Annotated in this window: 17 protein-coding genes and 1 tRNA gene; 4 read left to right on the forward strand and 14 right to left on the reverse strand. The window is 42.3% G+C overall.

What is annotated here, in order from left to right; translation table 11 throughout:
* Window positions 1-3 precede the first annotated feature (3 nt).
* Entirely contained in the window at window positions 4-1785 is a 1782-nt protein-coding gene (locus G608_RS0110840; RefSeq protein WP_196810183.1) for a DUF6020 family protein, read from the reverse strand.
* Window positions 1786-1852: 67 nt separating this feature from the next.
* Between G608_RS0110840 and G608_RS0110845 the strand changes: the two genes are divergently transcribed.
* Window positions 1853-3448, forward strand: coding sequence for a hypothetical protein (locus G608_RS0110845; RefSeq protein ID WP_026496038.1), 1596 nt, complete (start codon window positions 1853-1855; stop codon window positions 3446-3448).
* Here G608_RS0110845 and G608_RS0110850 read toward each other — a convergent pair.
* Window positions 3419-3856: a sugar 3,4-ketoisomerase gene (locus G608_RS0110850; protein ID WP_026496039.1), complete on the reverse strand. Its 438-nt coding sequence runs from the start codon at window positions 3854-3856 to the stop codon at window positions 3419-3421. The two genes, G608_RS0110845 and G608_RS0110850, sit on opposite strands and share 30 nt — an antisense overlap.
* 142 nt (window positions 3857-3998) lie before the next feature.
* Between G608_RS0110850 and G608_RS20915 the strand changes: the two genes are divergently transcribed.
* Window positions 3999-5147, forward strand: a complete 1149-nt coding sequence (locus tag G608_RS20915; RefSeq protein ID WP_196810184.1) for an AI-2E family transporter — start codon at window positions 3999-4001, stop codon at window positions 5145-5147.
* Between the two features lie 3 nt (window positions 5148-5150).
* The gene (locus tag G608_RS0110860; RefSeq protein ID WP_026496040.1) at window positions 5151-6833 is read left to right on the forward strand and encodes an EAL domain-containing protein; all 1683 of its coding nucleotides are present in this window, start codon (window positions 5151-5153) and stop codon (window positions 6831-6833) included.
* Window positions 6834-6904: 71 nt separating this feature from the next.
* Here the strand turns inward: G608_RS0110860 and G608_RS0110865 are convergent, their stop codons facing one another.
* The 12 genes from G608_RS0110865 to mtaB form a co-directional block, all read right to left on the reverse strand.
* A complete protein-coding gene (locus tag G608_RS0110865; protein WP_026496041.1) occupies window positions 6905-7561 on the reverse strand; it encodes a hypothetical protein in 657 nt (218 codons plus the stop codon).
* A 40-nt stretch (window positions 7562-7601) separates the two neighbouring features.
* Window positions 7602-7674: transfer RNA gene (locus G608_RS0110870), tRNA-Gln, on the reverse strand.
* A gap of 189 nt (window positions 7675-7863) precedes the next feature.
* A complete protein-coding gene (locus tag G608_RS0110875) occupies window positions 7864-9975 on the reverse strand; it encodes a glutamine synthetase III family protein (RefSeq protein WP_026496042.1) in 2112 nt (703 codons plus the stop codon).
* Between the two features lie 73 nt (window positions 9976-10048).
* Window positions 10049-11296, reverse strand: a complete 1248-nt coding sequence (locus tag G608_RS0110880) for a peptidase U32 family protein (protein ID WP_026496043.1) — start codon at window positions 11294-11296, stop codon at window positions 10049-10051.
* A gap of 43 nt (window positions 11297-11339) precedes the next feature.
* The gene (locus G608_RS0110885) at window positions 11340-11981 is read right to left on the reverse strand and encodes an O-methyltransferase (protein ID WP_026496044.1); all 642 of its coding nucleotides are present in this window, start codon (window positions 11979-11981) and stop codon (window positions 11340-11342) included.
* On the reverse strand, window positions 11978-12373 hold the full coding sequence (locus tag G608_RS0110890; protein ID WP_026496045.1) for an endolytic transglycosylase MltG: 396 nt from the start codon (window positions 12371-12373) through the stop codon (window positions 11978-11980). Before G608_RS0110890 ends, G608_RS0110885 begins: the two co-directional genes overlap by 4 nt.
* An 11-nt stretch (window positions 12374-12384) precedes the next feature.
* Window positions 12385-14067 (reverse strand): ribonuclease J, encoded by a 1683-nt coding sequence (locus tag G608_RS0110895; RefSeq protein ID WP_026496046.1) that lies wholly within the window; start codon window positions 14065-14067, stop codon window positions 12385-12387.
* Complete coding sequence (locus G608_RS0110900) at window positions 14060-14548, reverse strand: Fur family transcriptional regulator (protein ID WP_242829379.1); 489 nt, start codon at window positions 14546-14548, stop codon at window positions 14060-14062. Before G608_RS0110900 ends, G608_RS0110895 begins: the two co-directional genes overlap by 8 nt.
* A 27-nt stretch (window positions 14549-14575) precedes the next feature.
* Window positions 14576-14836 (reverse strand): DUF1292 domain-containing protein, encoded by a 261-nt coding sequence (locus G608_RS0110905; RefSeq protein ID WP_026496048.1) that lies wholly within the window; start codon window positions 14834-14836, stop codon window positions 14576-14578.
* A gap of 18 nt (window positions 14837-14854) precedes the next feature.
* Complete coding sequence (gene ruvX, locus G608_RS0110910) at window positions 14855-15274, reverse strand: Holliday junction resolvase RuvX (protein ID WP_026496049.1); 420 nt, start codon at window positions 15272-15274, stop codon at window positions 14855-14857.
* Window positions 15274-15549: an IreB family regulatory phosphoprotein gene (locus G608_RS0110915; RefSeq protein WP_026496050.1), complete on the reverse strand. Its 276-nt coding sequence runs from the start codon at window positions 15547-15549 to the stop codon at window positions 15274-15276. The genes ruvX and G608_RS0110915 overlap by 1 nt, the downstream gene beginning before the upstream one ends.
* A 118-nt stretch (window positions 15550-15667) precedes the next feature.
* Window positions 15668-17008 (reverse strand): tRNA (N(6)-L-threonylcarbamoyladenosine(37)-C(2))-methylthiotransferase MtaB, encoded by a 1341-nt coding sequence (mtaB, locus tag G608_RS0110920; RefSeq protein ID WP_026496051.1) that lies wholly within the window; start codon window positions 17006-17008, stop codon window positions 15668-15670.
* 89 nt (window positions 17009-17097) lie between these two features.
* Between mtaB and G608_RS0110925 the strand changes: the two genes are divergently transcribed.
* Window positions 17098-17328, forward strand: coding sequence for an HPr family phosphocarrier protein (locus G608_RS0110925; RefSeq protein ID WP_026496052.1), 231 nt, complete (start codon window positions 17098-17100; stop codon window positions 17326-17328).
* Window positions 17329-17477 lie beyond the last annotated feature (149 nt).

Genomic DNA, 17477 nt, shown 5'->3' on the forward strand with positions numbered 1-17477 from the left:
TTCTCAGAGCTCCTTAGCTGTTTTTTCTCTATTTATGATAACACATATCGACACCGTAAGCGGCATTAGCATCACCACCGCATATTCATATCTGAAATCTATTACAGGCGCAGCAATAAGCAGCGTTGCTATCATGGCAGCCTGAAGTATCATAATCACGGCGCATCTCTTATTTCCGCCTTTTCCAAGTACAGCTATCAGCGAAAATATCACAAGCCAGGTATATGCCCCCGCGCACCACAGCATTCCATATATCGGAACAAAGCCTCCAAGCTTTATAAGTATCTCTTTTCCCTTTATTACAGCCTTACCTCCGATAAGGGGCGTCGGAACAAGACCATATCCGTTTGCCATTATTCCGTCAGCATCTCCGACAGCGTAGGAAAAATCAGTATACACATATCCGCCCACAAGGTCAAACCATGCCCTTATATAATCAAGTGGATATTTTGTCAAAAGCCTTAGCCAAAGCCCAAGATAGGTGCCCTTATTATTTTCAATGACCTCCGGATGTCCCGCCCTTACAAGCTCTTTTATGTTGTCCGCAAAGTCCGGAGCATAAAGCTCATGAATATAGGTAGTATCTATTACATCCGTGATGAGCTTCATATCCTCATCGCTAATTTTTCTATCATTAACAAGAACTCTTGCAACCTGCTGAACAGGAACCGAAAGCGACTCTGTAAAATCCGGCTGGGTTACCCCTGCTCCTTCCATGACAGGTCCCTTCACCATAACAACAAATATGACTGCTGCCGCTATGGTAATTGCAAGCCTTGCAAAACTCTCCCTGAAAAAATAAAGAATGAATGGGATGCACAAAATAAAGGCATACCAGCCATTTGACCTAAATAGGGACAACAACACAAAAAGCACAAACAGCTTTAAGCAATCTCCGATTTTTATTTTTCCGCCTGCTGCCAAATCAGAAAGAACACAGCCTGTAAGCATGACTATTCCGGCAAAGGGAACATCCTTCCACAGTGTAACTGCAAATACCGCATTAAATGGAACCAGTGCAAAGAAGGCAAGAGCAAGCACAGGTCCTGCGACATTACCAATTACCTTTTTCACCTGAAGCACCACCCTGCCACAGCAAACAGACATAAAAATCATCTGTGCAACCGTATAGAAACTGATGGAATTATTTATATCTCCCGTAATCGCCATCCCAAGCCTGTAGAAAAAAGAAATCACAAGGGTATGAACCACAGGGTGATGATTTGACCAGGGTGTAACACCTATTATCTGCTCATACTGCACCAGAGAATCCGCAGTCATTATTCCCGGATATTCATAAAGAAAATAGGGCAAATAGCATAAAAAGCAGATCAATGCAGAAATAGCCACAACCATAATATCGCTAAGCTCAAACACCTTGCCCTCAACAGTTTTTTTTGTAGCCTTCCTGTTATTCAAAAGAAAGGTAAAATCTCTGCTCAAAACATTCTTTATTAAAGCAGGCAATTTTATCATGCTATAAAAAACCAGAAAAAGTCCGGTAAAAATTATCACAATTCCGATTAGCCTGAATAATCCGCTGTCAAAACCAAGTACTGCTTCTCTTCCGATAAAAAGAGTAATCAGACCTGCAAGCGCAAGGGAAACCACAGCTGTTATTGCCCTGACTGAATTACTCCTTTCGCCATCCTTACAGCATCCAAGTATCCAGAAAATGACAAAATAAACAATCGTCAGTGGGTTTCTTACAGTGATACCCGTAAGGAGCTGAAGCCCCCACGTACAAATGAAGGCAACAAGCACATTCTTCAATTCATTAATCATTAAATCGTGCATATATGCTATAATCCTTTTAATATTATTGGCTAGATGAAAGGAACCCTATTATCACATGGAAATATCCAAAACATACGGTAACAGAATAATCGCCTCTGAGCTTTTTTACTATATATACTTCCTGATTCTCTTTGGCGCCCGCGCTGCAGGCTTCTATGACGGCCAGACCATCTATAACCTGCTCCTTGTGGCAGGTGCAGCAATGTTTGGACTTAAACTCATTTCCACAAAGCACACACTGGCAGAATGTCTTGTTATCATTTGCTTTCTGGGTGCCGGATCACTGACCTACATCTGTTCCGGCGAAAAGGGTCTTCTAATATACTTTACCATGATGTTGGCTATGAAGGGTATAAATGAGAAAAAAGTCATGAGACTCGGTCTCTACATTCTTGGAATATCCTATCCTGTGCTATATGTCTTATCCGTGACAGACATAATAACAGAACTGAACCACATGAATAAACGTAATGGCTTTGGCTTCCTTCTTCGCCACTCACTGGGCTATCCCTATCCAAACACAACCCACACAACGCTTCTTATTCTCATAATGCTATTTTTCTATCTCTACGAAGCTGAAAACATCGGCAGACTTATAAGAGCATCCCTTATTGCAATGCTTCTTAACTGTTTTATCTACATTTATACCGTAAGTCTCACGGGACTTATTTCCATTTCCATATACCTTGTGGTAAATCTCTATCTTCAGGCCAGAAAGGAACGCTCATGGCTTGAGAATACTCTTATACGCATTCTTTTCCCTGCAACAGTTATTTTCTCAATTGCAGGTCCTCTTCTTGCAAAAGGAGACGCCTTTGAGTTCATGAATAAGCTTCTTCACAAGCGCTACGAATATGCGCTTTATTTCCTTACAAATGAGAAGGTGACACCATTTGGTTCATATTTTGGAGAAACTCCCGACAGCTGGTACATGCTGGATAATTCGTTTTTGTATCTTTTCCTGCAGCTGGGAATCGTGTCCTTTATACTGGTTTGCTCAATCTATCTGCTTTGGATAAAGTATCTTGTTAAGGAAAATAAAAAGCCCGAGCTGGCTATCATGATAACCTTCTGCTTCATAGGTATGAGCGATCCATTCCTGTTTAATCTAAGCTACAAAAACCTCACCTTTATTTTCATAGGCTCCTGGCTTTATAAGACCCTTTCGAAAAATGCAGATAGAATTCCTGCAATCCTGAATAAGGAGATACAGTTAATCCCTGCCGGTGCAAAGGAGCTTGCCCTTCCGGAGCTTTCTGATTTTAGGCTTCACAAAGCCTTTATCAAAACAACTGCTCACATAAGCTGTCACTTCGTAAGGTTCGCAGCCCTGTTTGCGGTGTCATTTGTTCTTGCATCAGCCGCCTATTACGCAGGAACCTCCGAACCTGCAGTGCTATACACAAACACCAAAATCGCTGACCCATATTTCACGCATAAAAACATTGAAATGACTCAGGAAGATGTGGATGCGGCTCTGGCAAAGGGCGATCTGGTCGAGGGATACAACAGCAGCGATCCCACAATGTATGTATTCAAAAAAACTGCCCCGCATATGGAATATATACGGAGCATAATAACCTGCGGCTTTTTCACAGGTGTCATCTGTGTTCTGCTTTTCTCAATTATTGGACTCATCAGAAAAAGATGATATCTCTTTTACATATTCATCATAATCCCTGATATATTCAGCAGCATCATAATGCTCGCTGGCAAGTACCAAAAGTACTGAATCGGGACTAAAGTCATACATTTCCTTCCAAACCATGTTAGGAAGGTATATTCCTGTATTGGGTCTGTTTAAGCAGAAAATTGTCTCATTTCCCGCACCGTCCAAAACCTTTACCTTACTTGAACCGGCAACATTTATAAGCACAAACTCCGTCCTTCTGTTGGCGTGTTTGCCCCTTACAACAGTGGCATCACTTCCGTATATATAGAAGGTTCTTTTTATTTCAAAAGGGATGTCTCTTGCCCCTTCTACAACTATAAGCTGTCCGCGTTCATCTCCCATATCCTTGAATTCTATCATTTTTACGCGGTCCATGTGATTGATCATATCTTAACTCCTATTCGTTTAAAATTAGACGAATCTTAATACTTTTTTAATTGATTCAGATTCTCTTAAAGACTAGAATTAGTATAACGATAAAATACTATAGATTGGGGAAATGTGCAAATTCTATGCACATACAGACATTATGAAATTTAACAAAGATTGGTTTAACAAAAATTGGTTTCCTTACACTATTGCAACCTGCTCCGCAGTTGTTTTATATCTTGTGCTCTCTCACCTTAACGTACTTCTGGGGGCTCTTGGTGTTCTTGGCAGATATTTTTCTCCGGTAATAACAGGCCTCATCATTGCATATATCATGCATCCCCTTGTGGCTCTTTTTGAGAAAAAACTGCTTAAGGGACTAAAGAACGCAGATGCGAAACGCATTTTATCAGTTGTACTTGCCATAGCTACAATAATACTTGTGATTGTACTTTTGATGATAGCGCTGATACCTCAGCTTATTGATAGTATCTCAACCTTTATATCCAACCTGGACGGCTATGCCGGTTCCCTTGAATCGTTGCTTAATACACTGAGCATAAAGGCGGGAAGCTTCCATCTGGATATTTCAGGTATCACATCCAAGATCAACACCTTCCTGGCACAGTTTGCACAAAAGCTGCCACAGGCAATTGAACAGGTTATCAACGTATCTGCCGGTATTGGACGAAATGTTGTTAACGTCGTACTTGGCTTTATTCTTGCCATATATTTCCTTATGGGTAAGGAAAAGCTCCAATTTGGCTGCAGAAGACTCTTAAAGCAGTTTGTTCCTGCGCCTGCCTTCAGGAGCATGGAAGCATTCCTTGATAAGTGTAACAACATTCTGCTGCAGTACATTACATACGATCTTCTTGATGGAATTATCGTGGGAGTCATCAACTGGTTCTTTATGCTGATAACAGGTATGTCCTACTCAGTGCTTATTTCAGTTGTTGTAGGAATTACCAATCTGGCCCCCACCTTTGGCCCCATCCTTGGCGCAGTCATTGGCGCATTTATCCTTGTACTTGTTAATCCTTTCCACGCCCTTTTGTTCCTTATTTTTACAATAATTCTTCAGACCGTGGACGGATATATCATCAAGCCCAAGCTTTTTGGAGGATCCCTCAATGTTCCCGCAATATGGATCCTTGTAACCTTGGTTGTTGGCGGAAGAATGTTCGGCGTTGCAGGCATCATGCTGGCAATTCCTTTTGCTGCTATATTTAACGTTGTATATACCAACTGGATTGAAAAGAGGGAAGCCGCAGCACTGGCAAAGCAGCCTCCCGAAGAAGAGGAATAATCTATGCGAGTAGATGAGTACACCCACAAAGATCTTGGTCAGATGATGGAGACAATGAAGCGAATGTACGATACCGTTCGCCTTGTTGATCCCATCGAATGCCGCGAGATCACCGTTGATGCATCTGGCGGTGTCCATTACGGAAAAGAATGTCATTCTGTGTGGAATGCCACTTCAAGATGCTCAAATTGCAGCAGCTACAGAGCATGCCTTAGCTCCAACAGGCAAAGCAAAGAAGAAATTTATGAAAACAGGCGTCATCTCATCCAATCCATTCCAATTAAACTCCTTTTACCCGATGACAACAGTTTTTCCTGCGTACTTGAGCTTATAAGTGTAGATACCGAAAATCTGCCAAAGCCCGGTGAAGCCATTGTCCCCATTCTAAACTCAGAAGGAATACAGCTCTCTCAAGGCATGACGGATACCGATTATGTAGTAACCCATGATCCTCTCACCAGACTTTTTAACCTGGACGGCATCTGCCGCGCCATAAGAAAACTCCTGGTGGATGATCCCGATGTAGGCAGACTTCTCATAACGGGAGACATCAGGCATTTCAGGGTTCTTAACGAAAGATACGGAAGACAAAGAGGAAATGAAGTCCTCATTGCAATAGCCGATATGCTTAGAAAAATGTGCGGTCCCGACACCGTATATGGCAGAATCCAGGCCGATCATTTCGTATTATGTATGCCCGAAAACAGATTTGATGAGGGTATTTTCATCGATGCCGTAGAGGAGATCGGTAAGCTTGTTGACAGTGAGAATTATCACCTTTATTTCCATCTTGGCGTCTACAAAATAGATGACCCCGACGTTCCGGTTACCACGATGATTGAGAGAGCTGATATGGCCCTTCAATCTCTTCATGATCACAGGGAAAATATTCTCACCTTCTATACCAACAAGCTTCTTAAACAGAGCGAGAATGAGGAGGAATTCCTAAGTACCTTTGAAAACAATCTGTCCGACGGCCAGTTTACTATCTATGTTCAGCCGCTTTTTAATTCAGATAAATCCGTAACAGGTGTTGAAGCCCTGACAAGATGGATAAAGCCGGATGGCAGCGTAATACCTTCAGAAAAATACATCCGCATTCTTGAAAAGACAGAGCACATAGCCCAGCTGGATTATAAAAACTGGGAGCTTGTTATGCGCCAGCTGAGTGCATGGCAAAATACCCCCAAATATAACATTATAATGGGCGTTAATGTAACCCCTAAGGTCTTCTTCTACATGGATGCCTTAAAGGCTCTTAAAGAGCTTGTAAACAACTATAGGATAGATCCAAACAGACTGGTTCTGGAGTTCTCCGAAGTGGATCTTATGAATGACACGGAAAAACAATTTGAGCTTATAGATGCATTCCGGACAGAGGGCTTTAGAGTTGCCATCGATAATTTCGGTATCGGCAATGTATCGCTGAACATGCTAAAGGATGTCCATGCGGAATATGTAAAATTTGACCGCACCTTCATTGCGGGCAGCGAATCGGATCCCCGCAGCAAAATGGTACTGGAATCATCCCTAAAGCTCTGCAAGAGCCTTGGAATGAATGTGGTAGCAGAAGGTATCGAAACGCAGCAGCAATTTGAATACCTCAAATCCCTTGGCTGTGACCGTTTCCAGGGCTACTATCTGGCAAGGCCCATACCCATATCAGAATTTGAGAGTAATTTCTGATTACAAATTTTATAACATAAACAAATACCCCTGTCTTCAATAAAAGACAGGGGTTTGCATTTCTATAACCATTATCTAAGAGAAATTCTCGCTACATCATAAACAATATTTGGAATATGCTGATACATCATAAACAGAATGTTCGCTGCCATGGACACATATACATTCCTAGTTATGAAATAACAAAGAGCAAGGGGTATAGCCAGCATAACAGCCTCGGCAACTCCAAGAGGAAGATATGCGCTTCCAAAGCCGCAAAGTAACAGCCCGACAACAAAGCTTATCATTGTTGATGCAATGGTATCGAACCTCATGACAGCCTTCCTGTAATATATCTCACCGGCTATAGGTCCAAGAAACATTATTGTAATGGCATAAAGCAATTCTCCCAGGTAGCTGTTCTCCCAGGTGATACTGAAGGTACCATCAAGCATAATTATGTTTCTCTGGATCACATTGGTTTTAACCCAGTATAAAGCAAGCATAGCTATAAAGGTTATCACAACCGGAATCCAGAACTTTTTGATCTTTTTAAAATTACCGTAAAACTCTTTTATTGAAAAACTCTCATGATAATAAACGAGAAGAACGAGATAAAATACAAAGAACAAATAAAGCGTCTTTATGGGGCGCATTATGCACATCACTATAAATAACAGCTCCCACAAAACAGGGAACGCAAAATCCTTCACAAGAGACTTCACAACGCACCTCGCGTTCTTTGCCATTTTAGTAAAAAAACCTCAGAATCAAATTCTGAGGTTTGAACTGGGCTAGTAGGATTCGAACCTACGAAATGACGGAGTCAGAGTCCGTTGCCTTACCGCTTGGCGATAGCCCACCGACAAGAATTGATTATACGTAAGATATAAAAAAAATGCAAGCACTTTTTTCATAAATTTATAAAAAATTTTTAGTTTCCGCAAGGCGCTGGTTTAGGGCGCCTTGCAGTTTTATTTAACAAGAAAGTTCCGCTATCGCTCGCCGGAACACGTTCACACCAGGCTCAAAATTACTTCGCCAAGTGCTCTCAGCCTTCAAACAACAAATCTGCGTATGTAGGGAAGGGCCAATCCTTTTTATCAACCAGCATCTCAAGCTTATCAGCAGGCTCTCTTAATGCCACCATTGCAGGCATTACCTTATCCTTGCAGTAGTAAGCTCTCTTTCTTGTATCAGAAATGGTTCTTGCCTTCTCCTCATCCTTCTTAAGCTGATCAAGAGCCTTCTTCATGGCTTTAAGATTATCTGATATCTCCTTAAGCTCAGCCTTTTCCACAGAAGCATCGCAGCCTGCGGCAGCAATAGCATTTATGTTGATTGCAAGAGTTCCGGCATACTTCATAACTGCGGGAATGATCTGCTTGCTGGCCATATCGATCATGGTGAGTGCTTCAATATTAATGGTCTTTGCATAGGTCTCAAAGATGATCTCTTTTCTTGCTTCAAGCTCAGTCTTATTAAATACACCAAACTTCTTGTAGAGATCAACAGCCTTCTTTGTTGTAAGAACCTCTGCTGCCTCAATTGTTGAAGGAATGTTGGGAAGCTTTCTCTTTGCTGCTTCTTCCTTCCACTCATCTGAATATCCGTCGCCGTTAAAGATTACTCTCTGATGATCTGTGAGATATTCCTTAATGATATCATGTACTTCCATATCAAAATCGGAAGCCTTATCAAGTCTGTCCGCTGCCTCGCAGAAAGCCTCCGCAACTATTGTATTAAGGGCAGTGTTGGAGCTTGCCATTGAATCCGAGGATCCGACCATACGGAACTCGAACTTATTACCTGTAAATGCGAAGGGTGATGTACGGTTTCTGTCTGTAGCATCCTTCTCAAATTCAGGGAGTGTGGAAACACCGGTCTTAAGCTTTCCGCCGCGCTTGGAACGTCTTGCCTCACCTGTTTCGATAAGCTGCTGAACCACATCCTCAAGCTGTTCACCAAGGAACATTGATATGATAGCCGGAGGTGCCTCGTCAGCACCAAGTCTGTGGTCATTTCCCACATCCGCAGCACTCTGTCTGAGTATGTCTGCATGGGTATCTACAGCCTTAACGATACAAGCAAGTACGAAAAGGAACTGAATATTTTCATTGGGTGTATCGCCTGGATCAAGAAGATTTACCCCATTGTCTGTGCAAAGAGACCAGTTATCATGCTTACCTGAACCGTTAACTCCTGCAAAGGGCTTCTCGTGAAGAAGGCATCTCATATTATGATGCTCTGCCACTCTCTTCATGGTCTCCATGATGATCTGGTTATGATCAACAGCTATATTTGCTGTCTCATATATAGGTGCAAGCTCGTGCTGTCCGGGAGCAACCTCATTATGCTGAGTCTTTCCGGGAACGCCAAGCTTCCAAAGCTCGTCGTTTAAGTCCTTCATGAACTCACCGACACGTTCTCTGATAACACCGAAATAGTGATCCTCCATCTCCTGTCCCTTAGGAGGCTGAGCTCCGAAAAGAGTTCTGCCTGTAAAGATAAGGTCAGGACGCTGCAGGCTCTTCTTCCAGTCTACTAGGAAATATTCCTGCTCGGGACCAACCGATACATTTACTTTTTTTGCTGCTGTATTTCCAAAGAGATGAACAATTCGAAGAGCCTGCTTATTAACAGCCTCCATAGATCGCAGGAGAGGGGTCTTTTTATCAAGAGCCTCTCCGTTGTATGAGCAGAACGCTGTGGGAATGCACAGAGTAACACCTGCTCCGCTCTCCTTAAGGAAAGCGGGAGATGTGATATCCCATGCTGTATAGCCTCTGGCCTCAAAAGTGGCACGAAGTCCGCCGGAAGGGAAAGAAGAAGCATCAGGCTCGCCCTTTATGAGCTCCTTTCCGGAAAAAGATGTCATCATGTGTCCGTCACCGCGGGCACTTGTAATAAATGCGTCATGCTTCTCAGCTGTAATGCCTGTCAGAGGCTGGAACCAGTGTGTATAGTGTGTAGCACCGTTCTCCATTGCCCAGTTCTTCATGGCGTTAGCAACTACATCCGCTGATGCAAGAGAAAGATCTCCGCCATTCTCCATAACATCAATTACTTCCTTGTATACGCTCTTTGGAAGTCTTTGACGCATCTTTTCCAAAGTGAATACATTTTTTCCGAATAACTCTTCTACCTTGACCTGCTCGTTCATGCCTACCTCGTTTTCTATTTATGATTTGAAATTACAATATCGCAAATGATTGTACACTAAAAGAATAAAATACTCAATTATCAGATGCGGTATGTACTCTTAAAATATCATACTTCTCGGTTTCCTGATCGAGCTTAATATACAGAACCTCCTTGGGATGAGGGCAGCTTTCCACTTCCTCACCGTTTTCATTGATAATTCCAAGGACCTTTGTCTCTATATCGCGGCCATCGGGCTTCATAATCTCAATTGTATCTCCAACGGAAAATTTATTTCTCTGCTCTATTCTTGCAAGACCTCTCTCGTCAACCTCACCTACAATACCAAGATAGGTATACTCATTTACATAGGTATTGGCATCGTATATCTGCGCTTCATCGGAAGGCTTGCCAAAATAAAAGCCTGTGGTGAACTGCCTGTAGGTACATCTTGAAATCTCATCAAGATACCAGGGCATATTCTGTCTGTATTTTTCCTCAGACTCAAAATAGTCATCTATGGCTTTTCTATAGGTTCTTGCAACAGTAGCAACATAAAGCGCTGTCTTCATGCGGCCTTCTATCTTACAACTGTCGACGCCCGCTTCAACCAGCTCCGGAATATGCTCTATCATGCACAGATCCTTTGAATTGAAAATAAAGGAACCTCTCTCATTCTCATATACCGGAAGATATTCGCCGGGTCTTGTCTCCTCAACAACTGCATACTTCCATCTGCAGGGATGGGTGCACTCGCCGTGGTTGGCATCTCTTCCTGTAAAATAGTTAGATAACAGGCATCGTCCGGAATAGCTTATACACATAGCTCCGTGAATAAAGCTCTCTATTTCAAGATCATCAGGAATATTGTCCCTTATCTGGGCAATCTCTTTAAGTGAAAGCTCTCTTGCCGCAACAACTCTCTTTGCGCCAAGATCAGCCCAGAACTTATAGGTCTCATAATTTGTATTATTTGCCTGGGTTGAAACATGAATATCAATCTCAGGGCAGATTCTTCTTGCCATCATGAACATGCCGGGATCTGCAATAATAAGCGCATCCGGTCCAAGCTCCTTAAGCTCGTGGAAATATTCCTCGGCTCCTTTAAGATCATCATTGTGGGCAAGGATATTAGCAGTTACATGGACATGAACACCATGCTCATGGGCAAACTTTATACCCTCAGCCATATCATCATGACTGAAATTCTTGGCCTTAGCCCTGAGTCCAAAGGAATTTCCTCCTATATAAACTGCATCCGCTCCAAATATTACCGCAGTCTTAAGCACCTCAAGACTACTTGCGGGTATCAGAAGTTCCGGTTTCTTTTTTTCTCTGCTCATTACTTTCCTCTTGCCGTTCATCCGGCATCTTTCACTTTCTAAATTACAACTTATATGACAGCGCCATGCCATCACCAATATTTATAATAACACTCTCAAGCTCAGGGTCATGCTTTATGGCATACAGATAATCCCGCATCCTCTCGTGTATGGTGCGGTTTCTCCTGGTTACGGCAAACCTGGATTCCATGACATCGCCGTCCTGAAGCACATTGTCAGATACAAGAAGCCCTCCCTTTTTAAGAAGTCTCTTGCAATCCGGCAGGAAAGTCAGATATTGTCCCTTGGCCGCATCCATGAAAATAAAATCATAGGCATCAGATAGCCCGGCAAGAATATCTGCCGCGTCTCCCTCAAGAAGAGTTATCTTATGATCCTTGTCATATTTTTCAAAATTGCTCCTGGCAACAGGAATTCTTTTTTCGAATTTCTCAATGGTTGTGATCTTAGTATCCTTATCTGTATACTCTGCCATAAGTAGTGCTGAAAAGCCCACAGCGCATCCAACCTCTAAGATATTCGCCGGCCTGCACATTGCCATCAAAAATTTCATAAGGCCCTGTGAGTCCTTCCTAATAATCGGAACGTTTCCCCCCAGAGCCTCTTTTTCCAGTTCATCCAAAAATGGAGCATTACCCCTATCAAGAGAATTGATAAAGGTACGTATTCTCTCTTCGCTAATCAATTAGCTGCCTCCGCCTCTTTTTCCTCGACCGTCTTGGCACTCATGACGCCTATGATCTCGTCTGCATTCTGCGAAGGACTCAGCTCATAAGTACCGGCTGCGATCATTCCATGATACTCAGAGAATCTCTCCTGAAGCCAGAAAAGATACTTGTCATCAACTATCCCTCTGTTTTCAAGGAGTTCTGCTATATCCATAACCGACATTGACTCTGTAACCGAGATGGTAACCGTTCTGGTATCATACTCAGAAGCAGGTGACTGATTATAAATATTATATCCGTATTCATACGCAACCTTTGCATATTTGGATATCATCATTATGGCAACGATAACAAGCATCACCTTAAAAATGGTATCCAGTAATCCAAGTCCTAAGCTTCTTGCACTCATAATAAAATCCTTTAGTAATTATTATCCATGATAATAGGTAAAATCATGGGTCTTCTCTTTGTCTTCTTCCAGATGAAATCCGAAAGGACATCCTTAACAATATTCTTTAACTTGTTCCAATCAGTTATACCACTATCCAGTGCTTCTGTCACCTCATCAAGAACAAGGTCCGTAGCATAATCGATGAGCTGATCGGATTCTCTTACATATACAAAGCCTCTTGAAACAATGCTGGGGCCTGATACAAGCTGAGCATTTTCCTTATCAATGCCAAATACAACAATGACAATACCGTCTTCAGCAAGTCTCTGTCTGTCTCTGAGAACCACATTACCGACATCACCTACGCCAAGACCGTCAACCAAAATAGCTCCTACAGGCACCTTGCCGGTAACCTTGGCACTATCCTCTCTAAGCTCAAGTACATCACCTGATCTGATGATAAAGATATTATCCTTATCCATACCAAGGCCCATGGCAATGTTCTTCTGAGCTATGAGATGCTTGTACTCTCCATGCACAGGTATAAAGTACTTAGGTCTTACCAGTGTATGGATAAGCTTGATATCCTCCTGACAGGCATGTCCGGATACGTGAACATCCTGGAAAATAACATCAGCGCCCTTAATAAGCAGGTCATTGATAACATTTGTAACCGCCTTCTCATTACCCGGTATCGGATGAGATGAAAAAATGATTGTATCGCCGGGTCTTATGCTAATCTTCTTATGCTGACCGCTGGCCATGCGGCTAAGTGCAGCCATACTCTCGCCCTGGCTTCCGGTTGTTATGATAACAGTCTTATTATCCGGATAGCTCTTAAGCTGTTCAACATCCACCAAAGTATTTTCCGGAATCTGAATGCACTCAAGCTTCTGGGCAATATCTATAATATTTACCATACTTCGGCCTTCTACCGCAACCTTACGTCCGAACTTGTAGGCCGTATTAATGATCTGCTGAACTCTGTCTACGTTTGATGCAAAGGTAGCAACTATTATTCTTGAATTAGCATGCTCTTCAAACAGAGAGTCAAAGGTTTTTCCAACAGTCCTCTCTGATGCAGTAAAGCCGGGTCGCTCTGCATTGGTGGAATCACACATAAGCGCAAGGACGCCCTTTTTACCAATCTCACCAAATCTCTGAAGATCGATCGGGTCTCCGTAAACCGGTGTATAATCCACCTTGAAATCTCCGGTGTGAACCACTATTCCCGCAGGAGAATAAATCGCAAGTGCCGCAGCATCTACGATTGAATGGTTTGTTCTGATAAATTCCACTCTGAAATCACCAAGATTAATAGACTGTCCGAATTTAACAACCTTACGTCTTACCTTCTTAACAAGACCGTGCTCCTCAAGCTTATGCTCGATTATACCCATGGTAAGTCTCGTTGCATAAATCGGAACATTAAGCTCCTTTAAAACATAAGGGAGCGCACCGATGTGGTCCTCATGTCCGTGGGTTATGACAAATCCCTTAACCTTATCCGCATTATTCTTCAGATAGGTAATATCAGGGATAACAAGATCGATTCCCAGCATATCATCATCAGGGAATGACAGACCGCAATCCACCACAATAATACTGTCTTCATAGCGGAAGGCAGTAATGTTCATTCCAATCTGCTCCAATCCTCCAAGGGGTATTACCTGAAGTCCTGAAGCAGCAGTATTCGTTTTCTTTTTATTCAATCGGTTTTCCTCCACATTCTTTACAATAACCGTAGAGTTTCACCTCATGATCGATAACTTTAAAACCTGTTTTCTTCGCTATCTTGAGTTCGAGGTTCTCCATCATGTCTTCCTCGAATTCAAATACTCTTCCGCAGTTTACACAAATCAAATGATGATGGTGGTGCTTATGACTGCCATCTTTTGACAGATGTACCAGTTCATAGCGTTCTATTCCATCATCAAAGTTAACCCGATCGATAAGCTGAAGCTCTTTCAATACCTGAACTGTTCTATAAATAGTCGCAAGCCCTATCTCAGGGTTCGACTTTTTTACCAAATCATAAATTTCTTCCACGGTAAGGTGTGCATCCGGGTTAATTCCCAATGTGTCAAGCACAGCAAGACGCTGCGTAGTCACCTTAAGACCGCGCTCTTTTAATAATGTCTTAAATTCCTCAGATGTAAGTATCTCTCTTTGCGTCGTGTTTTTATTCTTCAAAATCCACCCCCGGATTTATCATAAGAATTAATCTAGGCCGATATCGTCATCTTCCAATAGTTTTCTGAATACAACGGCAACAGCGTTAAGTTCCTTATCATCCTCGACAATGGTGTAGTTTGCTTCATCATCGCCTTTTTCAGAATCATCTCTTAAAATCAGAGCCTCTCCGTCACCATCCTCTACGTCTGTGACCAATATATAGGATTTTGCTCCTATCACAGTCTGTTCCAACACGAAAAAGTCCACGGGCTCCTCACCCTCCGGACGGAATGTAATTTTTTCCATATTTTGTTTCGCCTCTTTCTAGCCTCTGTTGTCCAGATAATCCTGCAATATAATCTGTGCGGCTATCATGTCGACGTACTCCTTGCGATCGGCTTTCTTTATGCCGACTTCATCCATTATGGCGTCAGCCTCCACCGTCGTAAGTCGTTCGTCCCACATAATAACTGGAAGAGAGGTCCTTCTCTCAAGCTTCTCCCTAAACTCTTCAGACAGCGCTGAGCGCACTGACTCAGACTGATCCATGTTCAGCGGAAGTCCAAGCACTATCGTCTCGACATCATACTCCTGGATCAGTTCTTCTATACGCGCCAGCGTCTTACGAAGCTTATTCTCTTCTTTTCTACGGATAATCTCCTTGGCCTGAGCCGTTAAAAGCAGCTCATCGCTGATAGCGACTCCCACGGTCTTGGAGCCGTAATCCAAACCCATTATTCGCATTATTTTCTGGACCAGTTGTTGTTCTTAATATACTCTGTGAGCATCTCTTCTACGAGCTCATCACGCTCTACCTTCATGATCAGACTTCTGGCACCCATGTGGCTGGTAATATAAGTGGGATCACCTGACATGATGTAACCAACAATCTGATTTACCGGATTGTAACCCTTTTCAAGAAGTGCCTCATATACTATTGAAAGTACCTTCTTGACACCAGTCTCCGGCTCAACATCAACCTTGAAAAATTGTGTGTTACCTAAATTCTGATCTGCCATTCACTTTTTCCTCTTTTTTTCTTTTTATATCCAAATGTACCCTCAGTACATTTAAAGTCCCAGCAATAAAAACAGTTAGGGCATGTTACATAGTTATATTAATATTACCCTATAAATATTAAATTAGCAATGTATCGTCAGAAAGGAATTCTTTTATCGTACCCTGAGTAATATCCCCACTCTTTATGCCCTTATCTGCAGCTTCCTGCTCCGGTATCGCTACTCTGACATATCTTGAAGTAAAGCCGATAAGATATCTCTTTCCCTTTATTTCCTCAATATCTTCCCAAAGAATCTTCTCAGTTTCTCCGATAAAGTTATTTCGGTAGTTTCTTGACTGTTCCTTAGTCATTGTCAAAAGAATATTACTTCTTTCTGTTTTTTCTCTGTCAGTCAGCTGATCCTCCATCTTGGCGGCAACAGTGCCTTTTCTTGCAGAATACTTGAAAACATGCATCTCATAGAAATTGATATTCTCTACAAATGCTCTGCTCTCCTCAAAGGTCTCCTCTGTTTCTCCGGGAAATCCGACGATCACATCTGTTGTTATAGCAGGCTTATCGTAAGCAAGTCTCAGCTGCCTTACGCCTTCCGCATATTCCTCAGCAGAATAATGCCTGTTCATCCTCTTTAATGTGTCATTACTTCCACTCTGGAGTGAAAGGTGGAAATGGGGACAAACCTTGGACAGTGACGCCATTTTCTGTGCAGATTCCTCTGTGATGATTCTGGGTTCAAGGGAGCTTAGACGAATTCTCTCAATTCCTTCGATATCATTTAGCTTTGTAAGAAGCTGCAAAAGCTCGCTGCCGCCTCTGTCAAGGCCATAGGAGCTTATATGGATACCTGTCAGGACAATTTCCTTACAGCCATCCTTCGCCAAAAGCTCGACCTCGTTAAGAATATCCGCTTCCTGTCTGCTGCGGATCCTTCCTCTGGCATAAGGGATTATACAATAGGAACAGAACTGATTGCAGCCATCCTGAATCTTAATGTATGCCCTTGTATGCCCAGGCATACGTGTAAGCTCCATATCCTCATATCTCTGAGACGGATCGTTAATATCGGACATGCAGATTCTTCCTGCAAGCTCTTCCTGTTTTGCTTCTTCCTGCTCCTTAAAATATTCCTCAAGAATGCCTACAATATCAGACTTCTTATTATTTCCGACAATGATATCGATGGATTCGTCATCTTTAATTCTGTCCTTGTCAGTCTCTACATAGCAACCACAGGCCACAACCACCGAAGATGGGTTCTTTCTTTTTGCTTTATGAAGCATCTGTCTGCTTTTATGGTCTGCAATCTGGGTTACTGAGCAGGTATTTATGATATAAATGTCAGCTGTTTCATCAAATGCTACAATCTTATATCCGCTTTCTTGTAACTTTTGTCCCATCACATCGGTCTCGTACCTATTTACCTTGCATCCGAGGCTATGTAGTGCGACACTTTTCATATTGAACCTCCATTATTTTTGACGTTTCTATCATTGACTTTTAACGTCCTTCCGTTTACTATTAAGGAAAAGAAGGAGGTATTTGCGCAATGAAAACCGTAAAAATTTCTTTAAACTCTATCGATAAGGTTAAGTCTTTTGTAAATGATATTACAAAGTTTGATTATGATTTTGACCTTGTATCCGGTAGATACGTAATTGACGCAAAATCCATCATGGGTATTTTCTCACTCGATCTTTCAAAGCCGATCGATCTTAACATCCATGCTGAAGATGGCGCCGATGAAGTACTGGCAATCTTAAAGCCGTACATGATCTGATCTAATCAGATCAATTATTTAGAAAACTACTGAAACCTGTGACTTACGTCACAGGTTTTTTTAGTATTGCGTTTCAATCTGTCTCCGCAATCACCTGCAAACATGTATATTCCACTCAGCTGACGCTCCCGCTCTGTAAAAAACGTAGC

It is taken from the genome of Butyrivibrio sp. WCD3002 (assembly GCF_000424265.1).
In the GTDB taxonomy this organism is placed as follows: domain Bacteria; phylum Bacillota; class Clostridia; order Lachnospirales; family Lachnospiraceae; genus Butyrivibrio.

Bases quoted from the DNA above. Each gene is read 5' to 3' on its own strand.
- G608_RS0110860 (WP_026496040.1), top strand. From the start codon at position 5,151: ATGCGAGTAGATGAGTACACCCACAAAGATCTTGGTCAGATGATGGAG.
- G608_RS0110905 (WP_026496048.1), bottom strand. From the start codon at position 14,836: ATGGAAAAAATTACATTCCGTCCGGAGGGTGAGGAGCCCGTGGACTTT.
- G608_RS0110875 (WP_026496042.1), bottom strand. From the start codon at position 9,975: ATGAACGAGCAGGTCAAGGTAGAAGAGTTATTCGGAAAAAATGTATTC.
- G608_RS20915 (WP_196810184.1), top strand. From the start codon at position 3,999: ATGAAATTTAACAAAGATTGGTTTAACAAAAATTGGTTTCCTTACACT.
- ruvX (WP_026496049.1), bottom strand. From the start codon at position 15,274: ATGCGAATAATGGGTTTGGATTACGGCTCCAAGACCGTGGGAGTCGCT.
- G608_RS0110840 (WP_196810183.1), bottom strand. From the start codon at position 1,785: ATGATTAATGAATTGAAGAATGTGCTTGTTGCCTTCATTTGTACGTGG.
- G608_RS0110865 (WP_026496041.1), bottom strand. From the start codon at position 7,561: ATGGCAAAGAACGCGAGGTGCGTTGTGAAGTCTCTTGTGAAGGATTTT.
- G608_RS0110915 (WP_026496050.1), bottom strand. From the start codon at position 15,549: ATGGCAGATCAGAATTTAGGTAACACACAATTTTTCAAGGTTGATGTT.
- G608_RS0110845 (WP_026496038.1), top strand. From the start codon at position 1,853: ATGGAAATATCCAAAACATACGGTAACAGAATAATCGCCTCTGAGCTT.
- G608_RS0110850 (WP_026496039.1), bottom strand. From the start codon at position 3,856: ATGATCAATCACATGGACCGCGTAAAAATGATAGAATTCAAGGATATG.
- G608_RS0110890 (WP_026496045.1), bottom strand. From the start codon at position 12,373: ATGAGTGCAAGAAGCTTAGGACTTGGATTACTGGATACCATTTTTAAG.
- mtaB (WP_026496051.1), bottom strand. From the start codon at position 17,008: ATGAAAAGTGTCGCACTACATAGCCTCGGATGCAAGGTAAATAGGTAC.
- G608_RS0110880 (WP_026496043.1), bottom strand. From the start codon at position 11,296: ATGAGCAGAGAAAAAAAGAAACCGGAACTTCTGATACCCGCAAGTAGT.
- G608_RS0110925 (WP_026496052.1), top strand. From the start codon at position 17,098: ATGAAAACCGTAAAAATTTCTTTAAACTCTATCGATAAGGTTAAGTCT.